This window comes from Paraburkholderia sabiae (assembly GCF_030412785.1).
Classification (GTDB): domain Bacteria; phylum Pseudomonadota; class Gammaproteobacteria; order Burkholderiales; family Burkholderiaceae; genus Paraburkholderia; species Paraburkholderia sabiae.
Map to the genome: position 1 here is coordinate 825371 of NZ_CP125295.1, position 16796 is coordinate 842166.

The window sequence follows — 16796 nt, forward strand, 5'->3', positions numbered from 1 at the left end:
TTTCAGCCAGCTCGTTCGCCCGGCGTCGTTACGACGTAGCGGGCGGCGGGCCGCCGTGCCCGCCTTCGTCCTGATCCGCCATCCGCATGCTTCGTGTGGCGGATCGCGCTGGACATCGGCATCGGCATGGCGCCTTCGATCACGTTTCCAGGATTCTTCATGCGCATCGTTTCCGCTGCGCTGTCCGCCCGCACGCCGCTATCGCTTGCGTGCGCGACAGTGTTCGCCGTTCATCCTGCATGGGCCGATGAAAGTACGACCGATCGTGCCGCCATCGACCAACCCGCATCCGATACTTCGGTCTCCCATACTTCTGTAACGAACAGTTCCGCGAATTCGTTGACGGACTCCGCCAACACGTTGCAGGCCGTCAGCGTGACGGCCGCGCGCGCGGCGCCCGCGTTTTCGCCCGACACGCCCGGCGTCGTCGAAACCGTCACGCGCGAGCAGATCGACGCGCGCAACATCGTCAACACGGAAGACGCGCTCAAGTACGCGCCGAACGTGATGGTGCGCAAGCGCTTCACGGGCGACCGCAATTCCGTCTTCGCGGGCCGCGACTTCAACGAGTTGCAGAGCGCGCGCGGTCTCGTCTATGCCGACGGGCTGCTGCTGTCGAATCTGCTGGGTTCGAGCTACGCGTATCCGCCGCGCTGGTCGCTGATCGCGCCCGACGACATCGCGCAGGTCGAAGTGCTGTACGGTCCGTTCTCGGCGCTGTATCCGGGCAACTCGATCGGCTCGACCGTGCAGATCACGACGCGCAAGCCGGAGAAACTCGAAGCGTCGCTGGATACGCAACTGTTCACGCAGCACTATGACGACGCGTACGGTTTCTCGAAGAACTTCGGCGGCAATCACGAGACGGCGCATATCGCCGATCGCGTCGGCAGGTTCTGGTATTCCCTGACGCTCGACCGCCTCGAGAACAACAGCCAGCCGCTCCAGTACGCGAGCCCGAACAGCGCGTACAACGCGAAGCTCGGCGCGCCTGTCGCCGTGACGGGCGCGGCGTCGGACATCGGCCCGAACGGCCAGCCGCGCGTGATTGTCGGTCCGCAGATGATGGAGCGCACCGAGCAGATCAACGAAAGCGTGCGCATGGGCTACGCGCTCACCGACCACATCGATGCGACGTTGACGCTCGGGCACTGGGAAAACCACTATAAGGACCGCGCGCAGACCTTCCTGACGGACGCCGCGGGCAATCCCGTCTATGCGGGCAACGTGACGATCGGCGGGAAGAACTACACGATCGCGCCGACCGCGTTCTCGCCCGCCAACGGCGATCAGGAGAACTGGCTCTACGCGTTCGGACTGAACGCGCGGCTCGATTCGGGCTGGAAGCTGTCGGGCGTGGTGTCCGCGTACGACGTGTCGCGCGACGTGCTGCGCTCGTCGACGACAGCGCCGCCTGCCGCCTACGCCGGCGGTCCCGGCACAATCTTCTATGGCGACGGCACCGGCTGGCGCACCTTCGACCTGAAAGCGGAATCGCCGTCCTATGCAGGTCACGCGCTGACCGTCGGCTATCACTTCGATAACTACTTCCTGCGCAACGAGACGTACAACGCGTCCGACTGGCTGAACGGCTCGCCGACGACGCTCGCCAGCACGTATCGCGGCGACACGCGCACGCAGGCGCTCTACGGCCAGGACGCGTGGCGTTTCGCGCCCGGCTGGCTCGCGACGCTCGGTCTGCGCTACGAGCGCTGGGACGCCTACGACGGCGCGCTCGGCAACAGCGCGTCGACCTTCGGCTATGCGGACCGCAGCGCGAACGCGCTGTCGCCGAAAGCGTCGGTGCAATGGCAGGCGACGCAGGACTGGCTGTTCCGGCTGTCGTTCGCGACGGGCACGCGCTTTCCGAGCGTCGCCGAGCTGTTCCAGGGAACGATCTCGAACAACGCGATCATCAACAACAACCCGGGCTTGCGTCCGGAGAAGGCGATCGACTGGGACTTCACGGCAGAACGCGATGTCGGCGTCGGCGTCGTGCGAGCCAGCGTGTTCCAGAGCGATCTGCGCGATTCGATCTATAGCCAGACCACTGTCAGCGGTTCGACGACGGTCACGAACATCTCGAACGTGGACCGTGTGCGGGTGCGCGGCGTCGAACTCGCGTTCTCGGGGCAGAACGTGCTGCTGCATGGGCTCGATCTCGACGCGAACGTATCGGCGACGAATTCGCGCATCCTCGCCGATTCGGCGAATCCATCGTACGTCGGCAAGCGCTTTCCGCGCATTCCCGTCATGCGCGCCAACCTGCTCGCGAATTACCACTTCACGCAGCAGTGGCAGGGCAGCGTCGGCATGCGCTACTCAGGCCGCCAGTACAACACGCTCGACAACAGCGACATCAACCCCGACGTCTATGGCGGCACGAGTTCGTTCTTCGTGATCGACCTGAAGGCGCGCTATCAGATGGGCAAACACTGGCTGGCGTCCGTCGGCATCGACAACGTCACGGACCGCCGCTATTACGTCTTCCACCCTTATCCGGGCCGCACGTTCTACGGAGAACTCAAATGGTCGCTTTAAGAAAATGGGCGGCGGTATTGGCCGCAAGCCTCTCGCTGACGCAGCCGCTGATGGCGCACGACATGAGCAAGATGGACGGCATGGGCGCGAGCAACGCCGCCGCGAAGCCTGCGAAGACGCCGCTCGCGACGGGCGCGACGTTCGATTCGAAACATCGGCTGTGGGTGACGTGGGTCGAAGGGCAGCACGTCGTCGTCGCGCATGCGGACAGGGCGGATGGCAAGAACCTTGCGCTGTCGGCGCCCGTCACGGTCAACGCGATGCCGGAGCCGATCTACACGAGTGCCGAGAATCGTCCGAAGATCGCGGCGAGTCCGGATGCGAAGACGATTTACGTCACGTGGTCGATGCCGCTCGACCAGCCGTACACGGGCATGGTGCGCTTTTCGCGCTCGACGGACGGCGGCGCGACCTGGAGCGTGCCCGCCACAGTGCACGGCGACCGCCAGCCGATCACGCATCGTTTCGATTCGCTGATCGTCGACGGGCAAGGGCGCATTTTCGTCACGTGGATCGACAAGCGCGATCTCACGCTGGCAACAAAGGCGGGCAAGCCGTACGACGGCGCGGCTGTGTATTACGCGGTATCGACGGATGGCGGGCTGACGTTCCAGCCCGAGCGCAAGGTCGCCGATCACACGTGCGAGTGCTGCCGGATCGCGCTGGCGCTCGACAGCGAAGGCCGCGTGCAGGCGATGTGGCGCAACGTGTTCGAAGGCCAGATCCGCGACCATGCGCTCGCCGTGCTGCCCGTCGACGCCGGTCAACCGGTCGTGCCGATTCGCGCGACGTTCTCCGGCTGGCATATGGAAGCGTGTCCCGAGCACGGTCCGGCGCTCGCGATCACGCCGGACGGCGTGCGGCACATGGCATGGTTCAGCGTCGTGAATGGACGCGCCGATGTCTACTATTCGCGCCTGTCCGCCGACGGCAAGCCGCTGGGCGAACCGTGGGCGTTCGGCGATACGGGCAAGCCGGACGAGCAGGCGTCGCACGCGGCGCTGATCGCGCGCGGCAAGACGCTGTGGCTCGCGTGGAAGGACTTTGACGGCGACACGATGCGCCTGATGCTGCGCCGCTCCGACGACGAAGGCGCGCACTGGAGCGCACCGCGCTCGCTCGCGCAGACGGCAGGCGGCAGCGACAACCCGCAGTTGCTCGACGACGCGGGGCGCATTTATCTGTCATGGCGCACGCAGAACGACAGCTACATGCTGGTGCCCGTCGAGGAGGGCAAGTAAATGATGAAGCGAATGCTGATGTTGCTCGCGGCTTGCTTCGCCGCGTTGAGCGCGCATGCCGCCGATCTGAAACCGCTGTACGCGTCGGACGTCGAGGCGGTATTGGCGGCATCACAAGGCAAGCCGCAGATCGTCGAAATCTGGTCGCTCGATTGCAGCTATTGCCGCGAGAACACCGCGCGCATCGCCGAGTGGCAGAAGAAGCATCGCGATGTGCGTCTGACGATGATCGCGATGGACCCGATCGACGACAACGCGGCGGCGCTGTCGCAGGTGCTCGCGTCGCTGCCGTTGCCGCCGCAGACGGCGCTCTACGCGAACGCCGAGCCGATGCCGGAAAAGCTGCGTCGCGCGCTCGATGCCAACTGGCACGGCGAAATGCCGCGCACGCTGCTGATCGATGCACACGGTACGCGTCAGGCGTCGAGCGGATTGCTGCAGCCCGCGGCGCTCGACGCGTGGCATCGCTGACGCGCGCTATTTTGGCTGCGTCGCGCGGCGGCGCGTTTGCACCACGCGTTTCGCCATTGCTTCGTTGACCGCGTCGCGGATGCATTGCGCGACGAGTTCCGCCGCCTTGGTGCGCGACGCGCGTGAAGGCCGCGCGATCACCAGCGGCTGGCGGATCGTCTCTTCGCGGATCGGCCGTTCGATCGCACCCGCCGTCGCGCTCGCGTCGCCTTGCGTAATCAGCAGCGACACGCCGAGACCGTTCGCCACCATCCCGCGCACGAGTTCGATCGACGTCGCCCGATAACGCACCTCGGGCGCGAGCCCGCATTGCCAGAACGGCGCCATCAGAAACTCGCGGCTGTGCGGCAGATCGATCAGGATCAGCGGCTCTTTCGCGAGATCGTGCAGCGAAACCTTGCCCGCTTTCCTCGCGAGCTTCGATGCAGCGGGCACGAGCGCATAAGGCCCCAGTTCCGCGAGACATTCGCGCTCGATATCAGCGGGCAGGCCGACGTCGTACATCAGCGCGAGTTCGATGCGACTGCTGCGCAACGCGTCTTCCAGCTGCAAGAGATCGCCTTCGACGAACCGGATCGACAGATCGGGAAAGCGTTCGCGCGCAACGCGCAGCAGCACGGGCAGATAGACAGGCGCGATCGTGCTGAACACGCCGATCTGCACTTCGCCAGCGGCTGCATCGCCGCTGTCGTCCGCTTCGAACGATGCGGCGGCGTTCAGCAGTTGATGCGCCTCCGCCAGCTTGCGCACGCCGAATCGCGTCAGCGTCATTTTCGCGCCCGACTCACGCGTGAACAGCGTGTCGTCGAAGAGCGCTTCGAGTTCGCGAATGGCGACCGAAATGGAAGGCTGCGACACGTTCAGCAGTTTTGCCGCCGCTGTCGTGCTGCCCGTTTCGGCCGCCGCCGTGAAGTAACGCAGAAGCCGCAACGAGATACGCATCAGAAAAACCTATAGGTGGTAATTCAATTCCATATTTTACTTGATAGGGTCAGCCGCCCAGAATCGTTGCATCTCTCGTGAAAGGGGCGTGCGATGCAACGTTCTACCTTGCCGCTCGACGGTCTGCGCGTGATCGATTTCTCGCGCGTGCTGGCGGGCCCGTATTGCGCCGCGCTGCTCGGCGATCTCGGCGCGGATGTGGTCAAGATCGAGCCGCCTGCCGGCGATGATTATCGTGTTGTCGGTCCGTTCGGCGCGGACGGTGAGAGCGGCCTGTTCGCCGCGATGAACCGCAACAAGCGCAGCATCGTGCTCGATCTCAAGACGGACGCGGGGCGTGAGCTCGCGCGGGCGTTGTGCGCGGACGCCGATGTCGTCGTCGAGAATTTCAGGCCCGGCGTCGCGGACAAACTCGGCATCGGCTACGCGGCGTTGAGCGCGATCAATCCGTCGCTCGTGTATGCGAGCGTGTCGGGTTTCGGGCAGACGGGGCCTGAATCGCATCGGCCCGCGTACGACATCATCCTTCAGGCGATGTGCGGGCTGATGGACGCAACCGGTTCGCCCGACGGACCGCCGACGATGATCGGCGAATCGGTATCCGACGTCGTCAGCGGTCTGTTCGCATCGTGGGGCGTGCTCGCCGCGTTGCTCGCGCGCGAGAAGAACGGCAAGGGCACGCACGTCGACGTGTCGATGTTCGACGCGACGCTCGGCCTGAGCGCGACGCTCGTTGCGCGCTACGCTGCGACGGGCCTCGCGCCGCGCCGCGTGGGGAACCGGCATCCGTCGTCGGCGCCGTTCGGCGCGTATCGTGCGGCTGACGGCTTTTATGTCGTCGCGGTGCTGAATAACAAGCTCTTCGCTGCTTTTGCTCAGGCGATCGGCGCAACGCATCTCACGGACGATCCGCGTTTTGCCAGCGATGCGTCGCGCTGTCTTCATGAAGCCGAGTTGCGGCTGGTGATTGAAGCGTGGTCGTCGACGCGAACCGTCGATGATGTCAACGAGACGCTTGGTGCAGCCGGCATTCCCGTCGCGCCGATTCGCAATCTTTCGGAGGCAGTTGAGAGCGAGCAAGCGGTGCATCGCGGGTTGCTCACCGACGTGCAGCGAGATGGAAGGTTCGCTACGCGCTTACCTTCGCAGCCAGTGAAGTTTTCCGCGTATGACGCCAATCGTGTGACGCCTGCGCCGGCGCTCGGCGAACATGCCGATGCGCTCTTGCAGGCACTCGGTTACGACGACGAAGACATTGCGTCGTTGCGCGAGCGTGGCGCGTTCGGCGCTTGTGCTGCGACGACAGAAGATGCAATTCGCAAAGAGGAGCGCGACCATGCATAAGCGTTTAGGCATCGAAGACAGCGACATTGAAATCGCCGATGCAATCGCGCGCTTTGCTCAAAGCGAACTTGCGCCGCGCGCCGCGCAAGTCGATCGCGAAGAGCTTTCGACGACGCGCTACGTCGCGCAACTCGCCGAACTCGGCGTGATGGGCATGAACTTGCCGGAGCGGTGGGGCGGCGTTGAAGCGTCGCCGGTGGCGATCGTGCTGTCGCTGGTGGAGATCGCGAAGGCGTGTGCGTCGACGTCGTCGATGATCGGCGCGCATTACCTCGCCACCGATTCGATCCTGATCGGCGGCGACGATGCGTTACGCGATCGCTATCTGCCCGACGCGGCCAGCGGCAAAAAGCTCGGCGCGTTTGCGCTGACGGAGCCGCGCGCGGGCTCCAATCCCGCCGACATGGCGACCCGCGCGACGCGCGAAGGCGAGGGCTATCGGATCAAGGGCGTCAAGCACTTCATCTCGAATGCCGACGCGGCGCAGTTCATCGTCGTGTATGCGAAGACCGATCCCGATGCGGGCACGCGCGGCATCAGCGCATTCGTGGTCGACAGGCACGCGCCGGGCGTCGACGTTGCGCCCGCGGAAAAGCTGATGGGCATACGCGGCGCGCCCGCGCATGAAGTGGCGCTCGATTGCTTCGTGCCCGCCGCGAACCGCGTCGACGCGGAGGGCAGCGGATTTCGCACGGCGATGAAGGTGCTCGACAACAGCCGGCTCGATGTGGCCGCAACGAGTATCGGCATTGCGGAAGCGGCGTTGTCGGCGGCGATCGAGTGGTTGAAAGAGCGGCGGGTGGGCGGTGAGCCGCTGTCGAGCCGGCAAGGTCTGCAATGGACAATCGCCGATATGAAGACGAGGCTCGAAGCTGCGTGGCTGCTGACTTTGCAGGCAGCCGTCAAACGGGCGGAGGGTGTGCCGTTTACGCAGGCTGCATCGATGGCAAAACTCTATGCATCGGAGATGGTTGCGTTCGTCACCGATGCAGCGCTGCAGATGCATGGTGGATACGGCTTCACGCGCGAGATGCCACTGGAGCGCTTCGTTCGCGACGCGCGGATTCTGCGGATCTACGAAGGATCGTCTGAGATTCAGCGGACGGTGATTGCGCGTACGGTGTTGGGATGACGTGAGAAAGCAAAAAGCCCAGTCACGAGGACTGGGCTTTTTGTTTGAATCTTGCTGGTGCCGGAAAGAGGAATCGAACCCCCGACCTTCGCATTACGAATGCGCTGCTCTACCGTCTGAGCTATTCCGGCTCCGTTGTTGCTTTCGTTTAATTCGTCAGCAACGAAGAAGTGAGATTATGAAGCCTGTTTTCAGGCTTGGCAAGTGCTTTCTCAACTTTTCTTTTCGAGGTGATAGCGGGTCACGCGATCGACCTCGTTCTTCGAGCCGAGGAACACCGCGACGCGCTCATGCAGGGTCTTCGGCTGGATGTCGAGGATGCGCTTCTCGCCATTGGTCGCCGCACCGCCCGCCTGTTCGACGATGAACGCCATCGGGTTGGCTTCGTACATCAGGCGCAGCTTGCCGGGCTTCGACGGATCGCGCTTGTCGGCGGGGTACATGAAGATGCCGCCGCGGTTCAGGATGCGATGCACGTCGGCGACCATCGATGCGATCCAGCGCATGTTGAAGTCGGTTTGACGCGGACCGTCCTTGCCCGCATTCAACTCGCCGATGTACTGCTGCACCGGGTCATACCAGTGACGCTGGTTCGATGCGTTGATCGCGTATTCGCGCGTCTCGACGGGAATGCGCATGTCGCTTTGCGTGAGCACCCACGAGCCCAGTTCGCGATCGAGCGTGAAGCAGTTCACGCCGTTACCCGTGGTCAGCACGAGTACGGTTTGCGGGCCGTATACGGCATAACCCGCCGCGACCTGCTGCGTGCCTTTTTGCAGGAACGACTGCTCCGTCGGCTGCTGGCCGTCCGGGCAGCGCAGCACCGAGAAGATCGTGCCGATCGACACGTTGACGTCGATGTTCGACGAGCCGTCGAGCGGATCGAACACGAGCAGGTATTCGCCCTTCGGATAGTTCGCAGGGATCGGGAAGAACTGTTCCATTTCTTCCGATGCCATGCCCGCGAGGTTGCCGCCCCATTCGTTGGCTTCGAGCAGGATTTCGTTCGACAGGATGTCGAGCTTCTTCTGCACTTCGCCCTGCACATTCTCGCTACCGGCCGTGCCGAGCGCATCGCCGAGCGCGCCCTTGCTGACGTGATAGCTGATGGCCTTGCACGCGCGCGCGACGACTTCGATCAGCAGGCGCAGATCGGCAGGCAGATTGTTGTTTTCGCGCTGCTGCTCGATCAGATACTTCGTGAGAGTGGTACGACGTTGCAAAGACATTGCAGTACTCCGGAGAGGCTTGGGAATTTCCCGATTTTAACCTTTCGATGTTCGGGTTCCGTGACTTTAAATAATCGCGGTGTTGCTGCCGGGCGTACGGTCGTACGCTCCGCGGCTCCCGGCCAGCGGAGAAAGAGCGCCTCAGAGCGCCTCAACGCGACGCGGAAACCCGGCGTGATGCCGCCGCTGCGTCCTCGGCGGCCTTGATCTGCTCGCGCGACAGCCGTGTGTGCTTGGGCCGGCGCGAAGGCGGCAGCGGCTCGATCTCGCGCTCGATTTTCTCGCCCGATTCCGCAATTGCGACGCGCAAGTCGTAGGCAATCTGAAGATTGAGCCAGAAATGCGCGCTGTTGCCGAAAAAGCGCGACAGACGCAAGGCCGTTTCCGACGAAATGGCCCGCTTGCCGCGCACGATGTCGTTGATGCGCGGCGCCGGCACGCGCAGTTCCAGCGACAACGCATTGGCCGACATGCCGAGCGGTTCGAGAAATTCGCTGCGCAGGACATCCCCGGGCGTCGTCTCGGGCATGCGTTCGCCCGTGGCAACCTCGGCGAAGTCGACGTTGTCCAGTTCAGAACGTTTGATGGCCATGATGGTTTCCTACGAGTCAGTGATAGTCGACGATCTCGACATTGAGCGCGTCGCCGTCGATGTACTGGAAGCAGATGCGCCATTGCGCATTGATACGGATGCTCCATTGGCCGCTGCGCGTGCCTTGCAGCAATTCGAGCCGGTTTCCAGGCGGCGCGAACATGTCGATGATCGACCTCGCTGCATCGATCAGCAGCAGTTTGCGGCGCGCGATCAGCTGCACTTCTCGCGGCAGCGACTGCACAAAAATGCCTTTGAAGACAGCCGCGGTTTCCTTGTCGCCGAACGTTGAGATCATGGGGAGTGTATAACGCGTCATGTTAAACGTAAACCATTAAATCGACGCGTTCAGTCTGATCGCAACGAGGCGCTGAAACCACTCGGCCAGATGGCCAGCCGCCAAAGAAAAAAGCCGGCACACGTGCCGGCTTTCGACTTGCCAGGAAAGACCGAAAATCAGGCGAGCGCCTTCTCCACGATTTCGCGGACGTCGCGCGACTTCGCCTGCGTCGCGACCTTTTCCAGCGCCGCGCGCATCTGGTCTCGCAGCCTCGGCGTGAAGCGTCGCCACAGTTCCAGCGCCCGCGCGAGACGCGCGGCAACCTGCGGATTGAGCGCGTCGAGCGCGATCACCTGTTCGGCCCAGAACGCATAACCCGAGCCGTCTTCCGCGTGGAACTGCGCCGGGTTCGCCGAGCAGAAGCTGAAGATCAGTGAGCGCGCGCGGTTCGGATTCTTCAGCGTGAACGCGGGATGCGTCATCAGCTTGCGCACGATTTCGATCACAGGACGCTGCTTCGCGCCGCGCTGCATCGCCTGAAGCGCGAACCACTTGTCGATCACGAGCGGCTCGTTCTCGAAGCGACGATAGAAGTCGCCGAGCGCTTCGGCGGCAGCGGTGCCACCATTCGAAGCCGCCGCCGTCAGCAGCGCCGACAAGGCCGCCGCGCGATCCGTCATGTTGTTCGCCGAGTCGTACTGAGCCTTGGCGAGACGTACGGCGTCGGCGGGATCCTCGAGTTCGGCGAGATACGCGAGCGCAAGGTTCTTCAGCGCGCGATGGCCGGCCGCCGCAGGCGTCGGCTCGTACGCACCCGGCGTCTGATGGCGTTCGTAGATCGCGAGCCAGTCGCCCTTGAGCGTGGACGCGAGGCGCTTGCGCACGAACTGGCGCGCGCTGTGCACGGCGGCGGGGTTCGACTCGTCCATCTGCTCGGCGAGATACGCCTCCGACGGCAACATCAGCGCGAGTTCGCGGAACGCCGGCGACAGCGTTTCGTCGTTCAGAACGCGGCCGAAAGCGGCGACCACGGTATCGTCCAGTTCCAGCGCCTTGCCTGTCGCCGCCAGCTCGGCGAGCGTCAGCAGCTCACGCGTCGCGAGGCGCTGGCCGGCTTCCCAGCGGTTGAACGGATCGCTGTCGTGCGCGAGCAGGAAGGCGAGTTCGTCGGCCGTATAGTCGTACTCGACCACGACGGGCGCCGAGAAATTGCGCAGCAACGAGGGCAGCGGCTTCTCGGCGACATCGACGAACGTGAAGCTCTGTTCGGTCTGCGTGAATTCGAGCACACGCGTCGTCTGCGATGACGCCGATGCTTCGCCGTCGAGACGCAGCGGCATGTCGTTGCCGTCATCGCCGATCAAACCGATCGCGAACGGAATCAGCAGCGGGCCTTTCTGCGTGTCGCGCGCAGCCGCCGACGCGTCGCCGTAACCCTGCTTGAGCGTCACGGTATAGCGTTTCTGCGCGGCGTCGTAATGCGTTTCGACGCCGATACGCGGCGTGCCCGCCTGGCTGTACCAGCGCTCGTATTGCGCGAGATCGCGGCCGTTCGCGTCGGCCATTGCGTGACGGAAGTCATCGCAAGTCACCGCCTGGCCGTCGTGGCGCTTGAAGTACAGATCCATGCCGCGCCGGAAGCCTTCGCGTCCGAACAGCGTCTGATACATCCGCACGACTTCCGAGCCTTTCTCGTACACGGTCATCGTGTAGAAGTTGTTGATCTCGACGTAGCTTTCCGGGCGGACGGGGTGCGCCATCGGGCCGGCATCTTCGGCGAACTGCATCTGACGAAGCACGCGCACGTCTTCGATGCGCTTGGTTGCGCGCGCAGCCTGGTCTTCGACGGAACTGCCGCCGCTTGCCATGTCCGCGGAAAATTCCTGATCGCGGAACACCGTCAAACCTTCCTTCAGGCTCAGCTGGAACCAGTCGCGGCACGTGACGCGATTGCCCGTCCAGTTATGGAAGTATTCGTGGCCGACGACGGCTTCGATGTTCGAGAAGTCGGTGTCGGTCGCCGTTTCCGGGTTGGCCAGCACGTACTTCGTGTTGAAGATGTTGAGGCCCTTGTTCTCCATCGCGCCCATGTTGAAGTCGCTCACGGCGACGATCATGAAGCGGTCCAGATCGAGTTCGAGGCCGAAGCGTTCCTCGTCCCAGCGGATCGAGTGAATCAGCGAATCCATTGCGTGGCGCGTCTTGTCGAGATCGTGCGGCTCGACCCAGACCTGCAGGAGTTTCTCTTTGCCCGAGCCCGTCTTCACGCGCTCTTCCAGCGCGACGAGCTTGCCCGCGACCAGCGCGAACAGATAGCTCGGCTTCCTGAACGGATCTTCCCAGCGCGCGAAATGGCGGCCGTCGGGCAGGTCGCCCTCTTCGAGCAGATTGCCGTTGGACAGCAGCACCGGATACGCGGCCTTGTCACCGCGCAGCGTGACCGTGTAGGTGGCCATCACGTCCGGGCGATCGAGGAACCACGTGATGCGCCGGAAGCCCTCGGCCTCGCACTGCGTAAAGAAGTTGCCGCTCGACACATACAGTCCCGACAGCGTCGTGTTCGCTGCCGCGTTGCAGATGCCCGTCAACGTGAGTTCGAACGAATCGGGCACGTTGTCGACGGTCAGGCCGTGCTCATGCGCACGCACGTTGGCATACGGCTTGCCGTCGATCGACGCTTCGACGAACGTCAGATCTTCGCCCATCAGTTCGAGATGCGTGGCGCGCACCGCGTCGGGATTGCGGCGGATGCGCATCGTATTCCTGACGACCGTGCGCTCCGGCACGAGATCGAACTCGAGCGCGACGGTATCGATGAGAAAAGCGGGCGGCGCGTAGTCGGCGCGGCGGATCACTTGAGGCGTTTCGGTATCGGCCATGATGTGCGTTCGGGAATAAGCTCGAAGCCGGCGCGTTGTATACAGCGCAACATACGACAGCGTGCCGGGTGATCGGCCCATTGTACAAAGCCTCGGCCGATCGTGCGGACAGAACTTTTTACCGTCGTGCGCAGTCAGCGTATTATCGGGCCGCCCATCCGCTTGCCCGGCAGGCAGGCGCGGCCGACGATACCAACGAGGACGACCATGAAGCTCGACCGATTGACCCGCCACGCCGCGCTCGTGCTCGCGGCGCTCGCCACGTTGCTGGCGGGCTGCACGACCTACGTGACGACGCAGGTGACGGCCTTTTCCGACTGGAACGGCAGCGACGCGACGCGCACCTACGCGTTCACGCGCACGCCGGAACAGAAGAACAATCTCGAACAGGCCACGTACGAGCAGATCGTCGCGAACGAACTCGCGCTGCACGCATTCCGCCAGACCGACGAGCGCAACGCGCACTATCTCGTGGCGCTCGCGTATGGCATGCGCTCGGATACGGTGAACGTCGCGCAGCCCGTCTACTACAACCCGTGGCCGGGCCCGTATTACTGGGGCCGTCCGTTCGATCCGTGGGGTCCCTGGGGCCCGTGGGGTCCGTATCCGGCAGGTTATGTGAACCAGAGCTATCCCGTGTACACGCATCTGCTCGGCATCCGCATCACGGATCGCGCGACGGGCAAGGAAATGTATAACGTGACCGCGCGCAATACGGACGAGCAATCGTCGCTGATCGCCGCGATGCCGTATCTGGCGCGCAGCGCGATGTCCGATTTCCCCATGGGCAACGGCGTGGTGCGCACCGTGAAGCTGCCCGTCGACGGAAAGGGCGGCGTTTCCAACGAAGTCGCCGCCGACAGCGCCGCGCCGCCCGTGCCGGCTTCGGGCGCGAAAACGGTTCAGTAGAGGCGCTTGCGCGCGGCGCGTCGAAGGCAAAAAACGGCCGCATCGTCTGAGCGATGCGGCCGTTGTCGTTTCTACCCGCGGATTGTCAAATGACCGTCCGCTCAAACCATCAGACGCCGACTCCCATCAGCGCCAGTGCACCGAGCACGACGAACATGACGGCGGCGATGCCGTGGACCAGCTTGGTCGGCAGCCGGTGCGCGAAGCGGTCGCCGAGCAGGATCGCCGGGACGTTCGCGATCATCATGCCGAGCGTCGTGCCCGCGACCACGCCGAAGAAATCGTGGAAACGCGCGGCCAGCGCGACCGTCGCGATCTGCGTCTTGTCGCCCATTTCAGCGAGAAAGAACGTGACCACGGTTGCGCCGAACACGCCGAAATGCGTGCGGTTGGTGTTCGCTTCCGATTCGTCGAGCTTGTCGGGCACGAGAATCCACAGACCCATGCCGATGAAGGACGCGGCCAGCGCCCAGCGCATCACGGTCGGCGTGACGAGCGAACCGAGCCAGGCGCCGAGCGCGCCGGCGCCCGCGTGATTGATCAGCGTCGCGACGAGCACGCCGAGGATGATCGGGAGCGGCTTGCGATAGCGCGCGGCGAGGACGAGCGAGAGCAGTTGCGTCTTGTCGCCGATTTCAGCGAGCGCGACCGCGCCGGTCGAGATCAGAAAAGCTTGTTCCACGTTTGATAGATTCCTCGGGCCGAGATGTGTGCGAGCGACGACCCACGACGCGCCGGGCCCTAGAGCGGCGGTAGTGGATCATCGGTCTCGCCAGGCCAGAGGCTGCGTCTGCCATGACCACAAAGGTCAAGTCTGTTGACAGGCGCCCCCGCAAATCACGCACGCTGCGCTCGCCGGCCGTGAAGCTGACCGTTGCGCGGGCATGATGCGGGGCGGCTACTCCCCAATGAGGGGCGGAGTATAGCACGCCAGTTTGCGTAAAAGCGAAGATTTCCCGCTACTTACTGTGCATTTATCGCCACTGACAGCAGGTCGTTGCAAAACCGGCCGCAATTATCGTTTTTTAACGTATTTGTCGTCGGCACCGATGGGAATAGGCAGTAACAGATGGCGTGATTCGGCGTGATTTCCGCGCCGGGCGACGGCAAAGCCTGTTGGGGCGGGCCGCGTCAGGTGGGAAAACGCTTTCGTCGCGTGCAAGAGACGGATACAGATGGATACGTCTTTTCTGGCTGATTTCGGCCAAAATGCTCTGTATCATTTCGGACGGCCGAGGTAATGACCAGACGAAAACCTGTTTTGTCGTCCCGCCCCTAAATAATCACCGCTGCGTGCCGTTATTTTGGTGAATCCTTAAAAGAAAAGTGGACTCATCAACCTGGCGTCGCGCCCCGCCCGGGAGTAGCGCGCTTCACGTGCTGTCGACGGCAGGCGCGCCTCTGGCGCCAGCAGCCTTCACGCGCGAACACCGATATGCCCGATCTGCACTGGACCATTCCGGTTGCTCGCTGGTCTTCGTGGCCTGCCGTCGCAGCCGTCGCCCCCGACATTGGCTTCATCGAGCCGATGGTGCGGCGTCGTCTCAGCACGCTGTCGCGCATTGCACTGAAGGTCGCGCACGACTGCGCCGCGGACAAACCCAGTGTCCGGATCGTGTTCGCATCGCGCCACGGCGAGCTGCGCCGCACCACGGACATCCTGCGCAACATCAGCGCGGGCGAACCGGTTTCGCCGACTTCCTTCAGTCTTTCCGTGCTCAACGCGATGACGGGCGTGTTCGGCATCGCGCGCGGCGACCGCTCGGCCGCGAGCGCGCTGTCGGCGGGTGCCGAAACGCTCGGCTACGCGCTGCTCGAAGCGCACGCGCAATATTCGACCGACACCTCGACGCCCGTTCTGCTCGTCTATGCCGACGAGCCCGCCGATCCCGCGTACGGCACGATCGAAGAAGAAGTGCAGGGCGGCGCGCTCGCGATCCTGCTCGACGCAAGCGCGACAGGTCGGCTGTCCTGCTCGCGCACGTCCGTCGCAGCAGGTGGTGCAACAGATAACGCAACAGATAACGCAGCAGACAGAGCCGCGCCCGATCAAACAGGCACTCTCTTTGCAACGCAGAGCCAGGCTGTTCATCACTGCCTCGACACGCATACGGCTGCGCAATGGTGCAGCGAATATGCCGTCTGGGAATGGAGCTGGGATGAAGGCGTGGCTTGACTACCACTGGCGCCTCGTCGCGACGGCGCTCGCGTTCACGGCATTCGGCATCTGCGGACTCGGCTTTTCGCTGATCCTGTTTCCGCTCGCGTGGCTGTGGCCGCATCGCGCGTCGAAGCAGCTGGCGATCACTTCCATCATTCACGCGTTTTTCCGCGCGCTCGTGGCCGTGCTGCAATGGGTCGGCGTGATGGAGCTCGATGCGCACGGTGTCGCCGCGCTGCGCCGTCAGCGCAACGACCCGGCTATCGTGGTCGCGAATCACCCGACGTGGCTCGACGTGATGGTGCTGCTGTCGCTGACGCCGCGCGCGTGCTGCGTCGTCAAGAGCGCGCATTGGGGCAATCCGTTTTTCTGGGGCGTCGTGCGCGCGGCGGAATACGTCAGCAACGCCGATCCGCTCGAACTCGTAGAAGCGGGCGCGCGGCAACTCGCGAGTGGCTACACGATGATCATCTTTCCGGAAGGCACGCGCAGCCCGGCGCGCAACCGGATGCATGCTTTTTCACGCGGTTTCGCGCACATGGCGCTCAAGTCCGGTGCGCCGATTTTGCCCGTCCTGATGGACTGCGATCCGCCCGCGTTCACGAAGGGCATGCGCTGGTACAACGTGCCCGAGCGCGCGTTCCGCATGCGCGTCAACGTGCTCGCACCCGTCGGCGCGGACGCCTTCGCGGCGCACGACGAACCGCCCGCGCTGGCTGCCCGCACGGTGACGAGCGCCATCGAAGCACATATCACACAGCACCTGTTCGACTATGGATTCTTTAAAGCTTGAAATCAAACAGCTTCTGATCGAAGCGCTCGATCTGGAAGACCTGACGCCCGCCGACATCGACGACGACGCGCCGCTCTTCGATACCGACGGTGTCGGTCTCGATTCGATCGACGCGCTCGAAATCGGCATCGTGCTGCGCAAACACTATCAATTGACGATCGCGGCGAACGACGAACGCACGCGAGAGCACTTCCGCTCGATCAATACGCTCGCGGCGCTGGTGGCAAGCCAGCGCGAGCTTGCGCATGAATCGGGCGATACCACAAAGAAAGGGGAATGACC

The 16796-nt window shown here is 63.7% G+C and carries 16 protein-coding genes, 1 tRNA gene and 1 riboswitch; of the genes, 9 read left to right on the top strand and 8 right to left on the bottom strand.

Going from position 1 to position 16796, the window contains the following annotated elements:
• Positions 1–2: 2 nt before the first annotated feature.
• Positions 3–161: a hypothetical protein gene (locus tag QEN71_RS03730; protein WP_223963853.1), complete on the bottom strand. Its 159-nt coding sequence runs from the start codon at positions 159–161 to the stop codon at positions 3–5.
• On the opposite strand from QEN71_RS03730, the gene QEN71_RS03735 reads away from it, so the two are divergent.
• From QEN71_RS03735 to QEN71_RS03745, 3 genes are read left to right on the top strand one after another with little or no spacing between them, the layout of a single operon-like run.
• A complete protein-coding gene (locus tag QEN71_RS03735) occupies positions 160–2541 on the top strand; it encodes a TonB-dependent receptor (RefSeq protein WP_201653057.1) in 2382 nt (793 codons plus the stop codon). The genes QEN71_RS03730 and QEN71_RS03735 overlap by 2 nt on opposite strands.
• Complete coding sequence (locus QEN71_RS03740; RefSeq protein ID WP_201653060.1) at positions 2529–3782, top strand: sialidase family protein; 1254 nt, start codon at positions 2529–2531, stop codon at positions 3780–3782. Before QEN71_RS03735 ends, QEN71_RS03740 begins: the two co-directional genes overlap by 13 nt.
• Before the next feature lie 3 nt (positions 3783–3785).
• Positions 3786–4253, top strand: coding sequence for a TlpA family protein disulfide reductase (locus QEN71_RS03745; RefSeq protein ID WP_201653395.1), 468 nt, complete (start codon positions 3786–3788; stop codon positions 4251–4253).
• A 6-nt stretch (positions 4254–4259) separates the two neighbouring features.
• Here QEN71_RS03745 and QEN71_RS03750 read toward each other — a convergent pair whose 3' ends face one another.
• Positions 4260–5195, bottom strand: a complete 936-nt coding sequence (locus tag QEN71_RS03750) for a LysR family transcriptional regulator (RefSeq protein ID WP_201653062.1) — start codon at positions 5193–5195, stop codon at positions 4260–4262.
• Between the two features lie 93 nt (positions 5196–5288).
• Here QEN71_RS03750 and QEN71_RS03755 point away from each other — a divergent pair, with 93 nt between their 5' ends.
• Both QEN71_RS03755 and QEN71_RS03760 read left to right on the top strand, forming a co-directional pair.
• Positions 5289–6539, top strand: coding sequence for a CaiB/BaiF CoA transferase family protein (locus QEN71_RS03755; protein ID WP_201653065.1), 1251 nt, complete (start codon positions 5289–5291; stop codon positions 6537–6539).
• The gene (locus tag QEN71_RS03760; protein ID WP_201653068.1) at positions 6532–7671 is read left to right on the top strand and encodes an acyl-CoA dehydrogenase family protein; all 1140 of its coding nucleotides are present in this window, start codon (positions 6532–6534) and stop codon (positions 7669–7671) included. The genes QEN71_RS03755 and QEN71_RS03760 overlap by 8 nt, the downstream gene beginning before the upstream one ends.
• A 55-nt stretch (positions 7672–7726) precedes the next feature.
• Here QEN71_RS03760 and QEN71_RS03765 read toward each other — a convergent pair.
• The 5 genes from QEN71_RS03765 to pepN form a co-directional block, all read right to left on the bottom strand.
• Positions 7727–7802 (bottom strand) — tRNA-Thr (locus QEN71_RS03765).
• 81 nt (positions 7803–7883) lie between these two features.
• Positions 7884–8900: a class 1 fructose-bisphosphatase gene (locus QEN71_RS03770; protein WP_201653071.1), complete on the bottom strand. Its 1017-nt coding sequence runs from the start codon at positions 8898–8900 to the stop codon at positions 7884–7886.
• Between the two features lie 151 nt (positions 8901–9051).
• Entirely contained in the window at positions 9052–9492 is a 441-nt protein-coding gene (locus tag QEN71_RS03775; protein WP_201653074.1) for a HigA family addiction module antitoxin, read from the bottom strand.
• A gap of 16 nt (positions 9493–9508) precedes the next feature.
• Positions 9509–9790, bottom strand: a complete 282-nt coding sequence (locus QEN71_RS03780; RefSeq protein ID WP_201653077.1) for a type II toxin-antitoxin system RelE/ParE family toxin — start codon at positions 9788–9790, stop codon at positions 9509–9511.
• A 158-nt stretch (positions 9791–9948) separates the two neighbouring features.
• Positions 9949–12651 carry an aminopeptidase N gene (gene pepN, locus QEN71_RS03785; protein WP_201653080.1) on the bottom strand — a complete coding sequence of 901 codons (2703 nt, stop codon included), beginning with the start codon at positions 12649–12651 and terminating at the stop codon, positions 9949–9951.
• A 207-nt stretch (positions 12652–12858) separates the two neighbouring features.
• Here pepN and QEN71_RS03790 point away from each other — a divergent pair, with 207 nt between their 5' ends.
• The gene (locus QEN71_RS03790; RefSeq protein ID WP_201653084.1) at positions 12859–13560 is read left to right on the top strand and encodes a DUF4136 domain-containing protein; all 702 of its coding nucleotides are present in this window, start codon (positions 12859–12861) and stop codon (positions 13558–13560) included.
• A 109-nt stretch (positions 13561–13669) separates the two neighbouring features.
• Here QEN71_RS03790 and QEN71_RS03795 read toward each other — a convergent pair whose 3' ends face one another.
• Positions 13670–14242, bottom strand: coding sequence for a TMEM165/GDT1 family protein (locus tag QEN71_RS03795; protein WP_201653087.1), 573 nt, complete (start codon positions 14240–14242; stop codon positions 13670–13672).
• Positions 14243–14296: 54 nt separating this feature from the next.
• Positions 14297–14479, bottom strand: a riboswitch (yybP-ykoY riboswitch).
• Positions 14480–14995: 516 nt separating this feature from the next.
• Between QEN71_RS03795 and QEN71_RS03800 the strand changes: the two genes are divergently transcribed.
• The 3 genes from QEN71_RS03800 to QEN71_RS03810 are packed head-to-tail and all read left to right on the top strand — an operon-like array spanning position 14996 to position 16794.
• Positions 14996–15736 carry a beta-ketoacyl synthase chain length factor gene (locus QEN71_RS03800; RefSeq protein ID WP_201653090.1) on the top strand — a complete coding sequence of 247 codons (741 nt, stop codon included), beginning with the start codon at positions 14996–14998 and terminating at the stop codon, positions 15734–15736.
• Positions 15720–16514: a lysophospholipid acyltransferase family protein gene (locus QEN71_RS03805; protein ID WP_201653093.1), complete on the top strand. Its 795-nt coding sequence runs from the start codon at positions 15720–15722 to the stop codon at positions 16512–16514. The genes QEN71_RS03800 and QEN71_RS03805 overlap by 17 nt, the downstream gene beginning before the upstream one ends.
• Positions 16495–16794: a phosphopantetheine-binding protein gene (locus QEN71_RS03810; RefSeq protein WP_012400100.1), complete on the top strand. Its 300-nt coding sequence runs from the start codon at positions 16495–16497 to the stop codon at positions 16792–16794. The genes QEN71_RS03805 and QEN71_RS03810 overlap by 20 nt, the downstream gene beginning before the upstream one ends.
• The last annotated feature ends 2 nt before the right edge of the window (positions 16795–16796 follow it).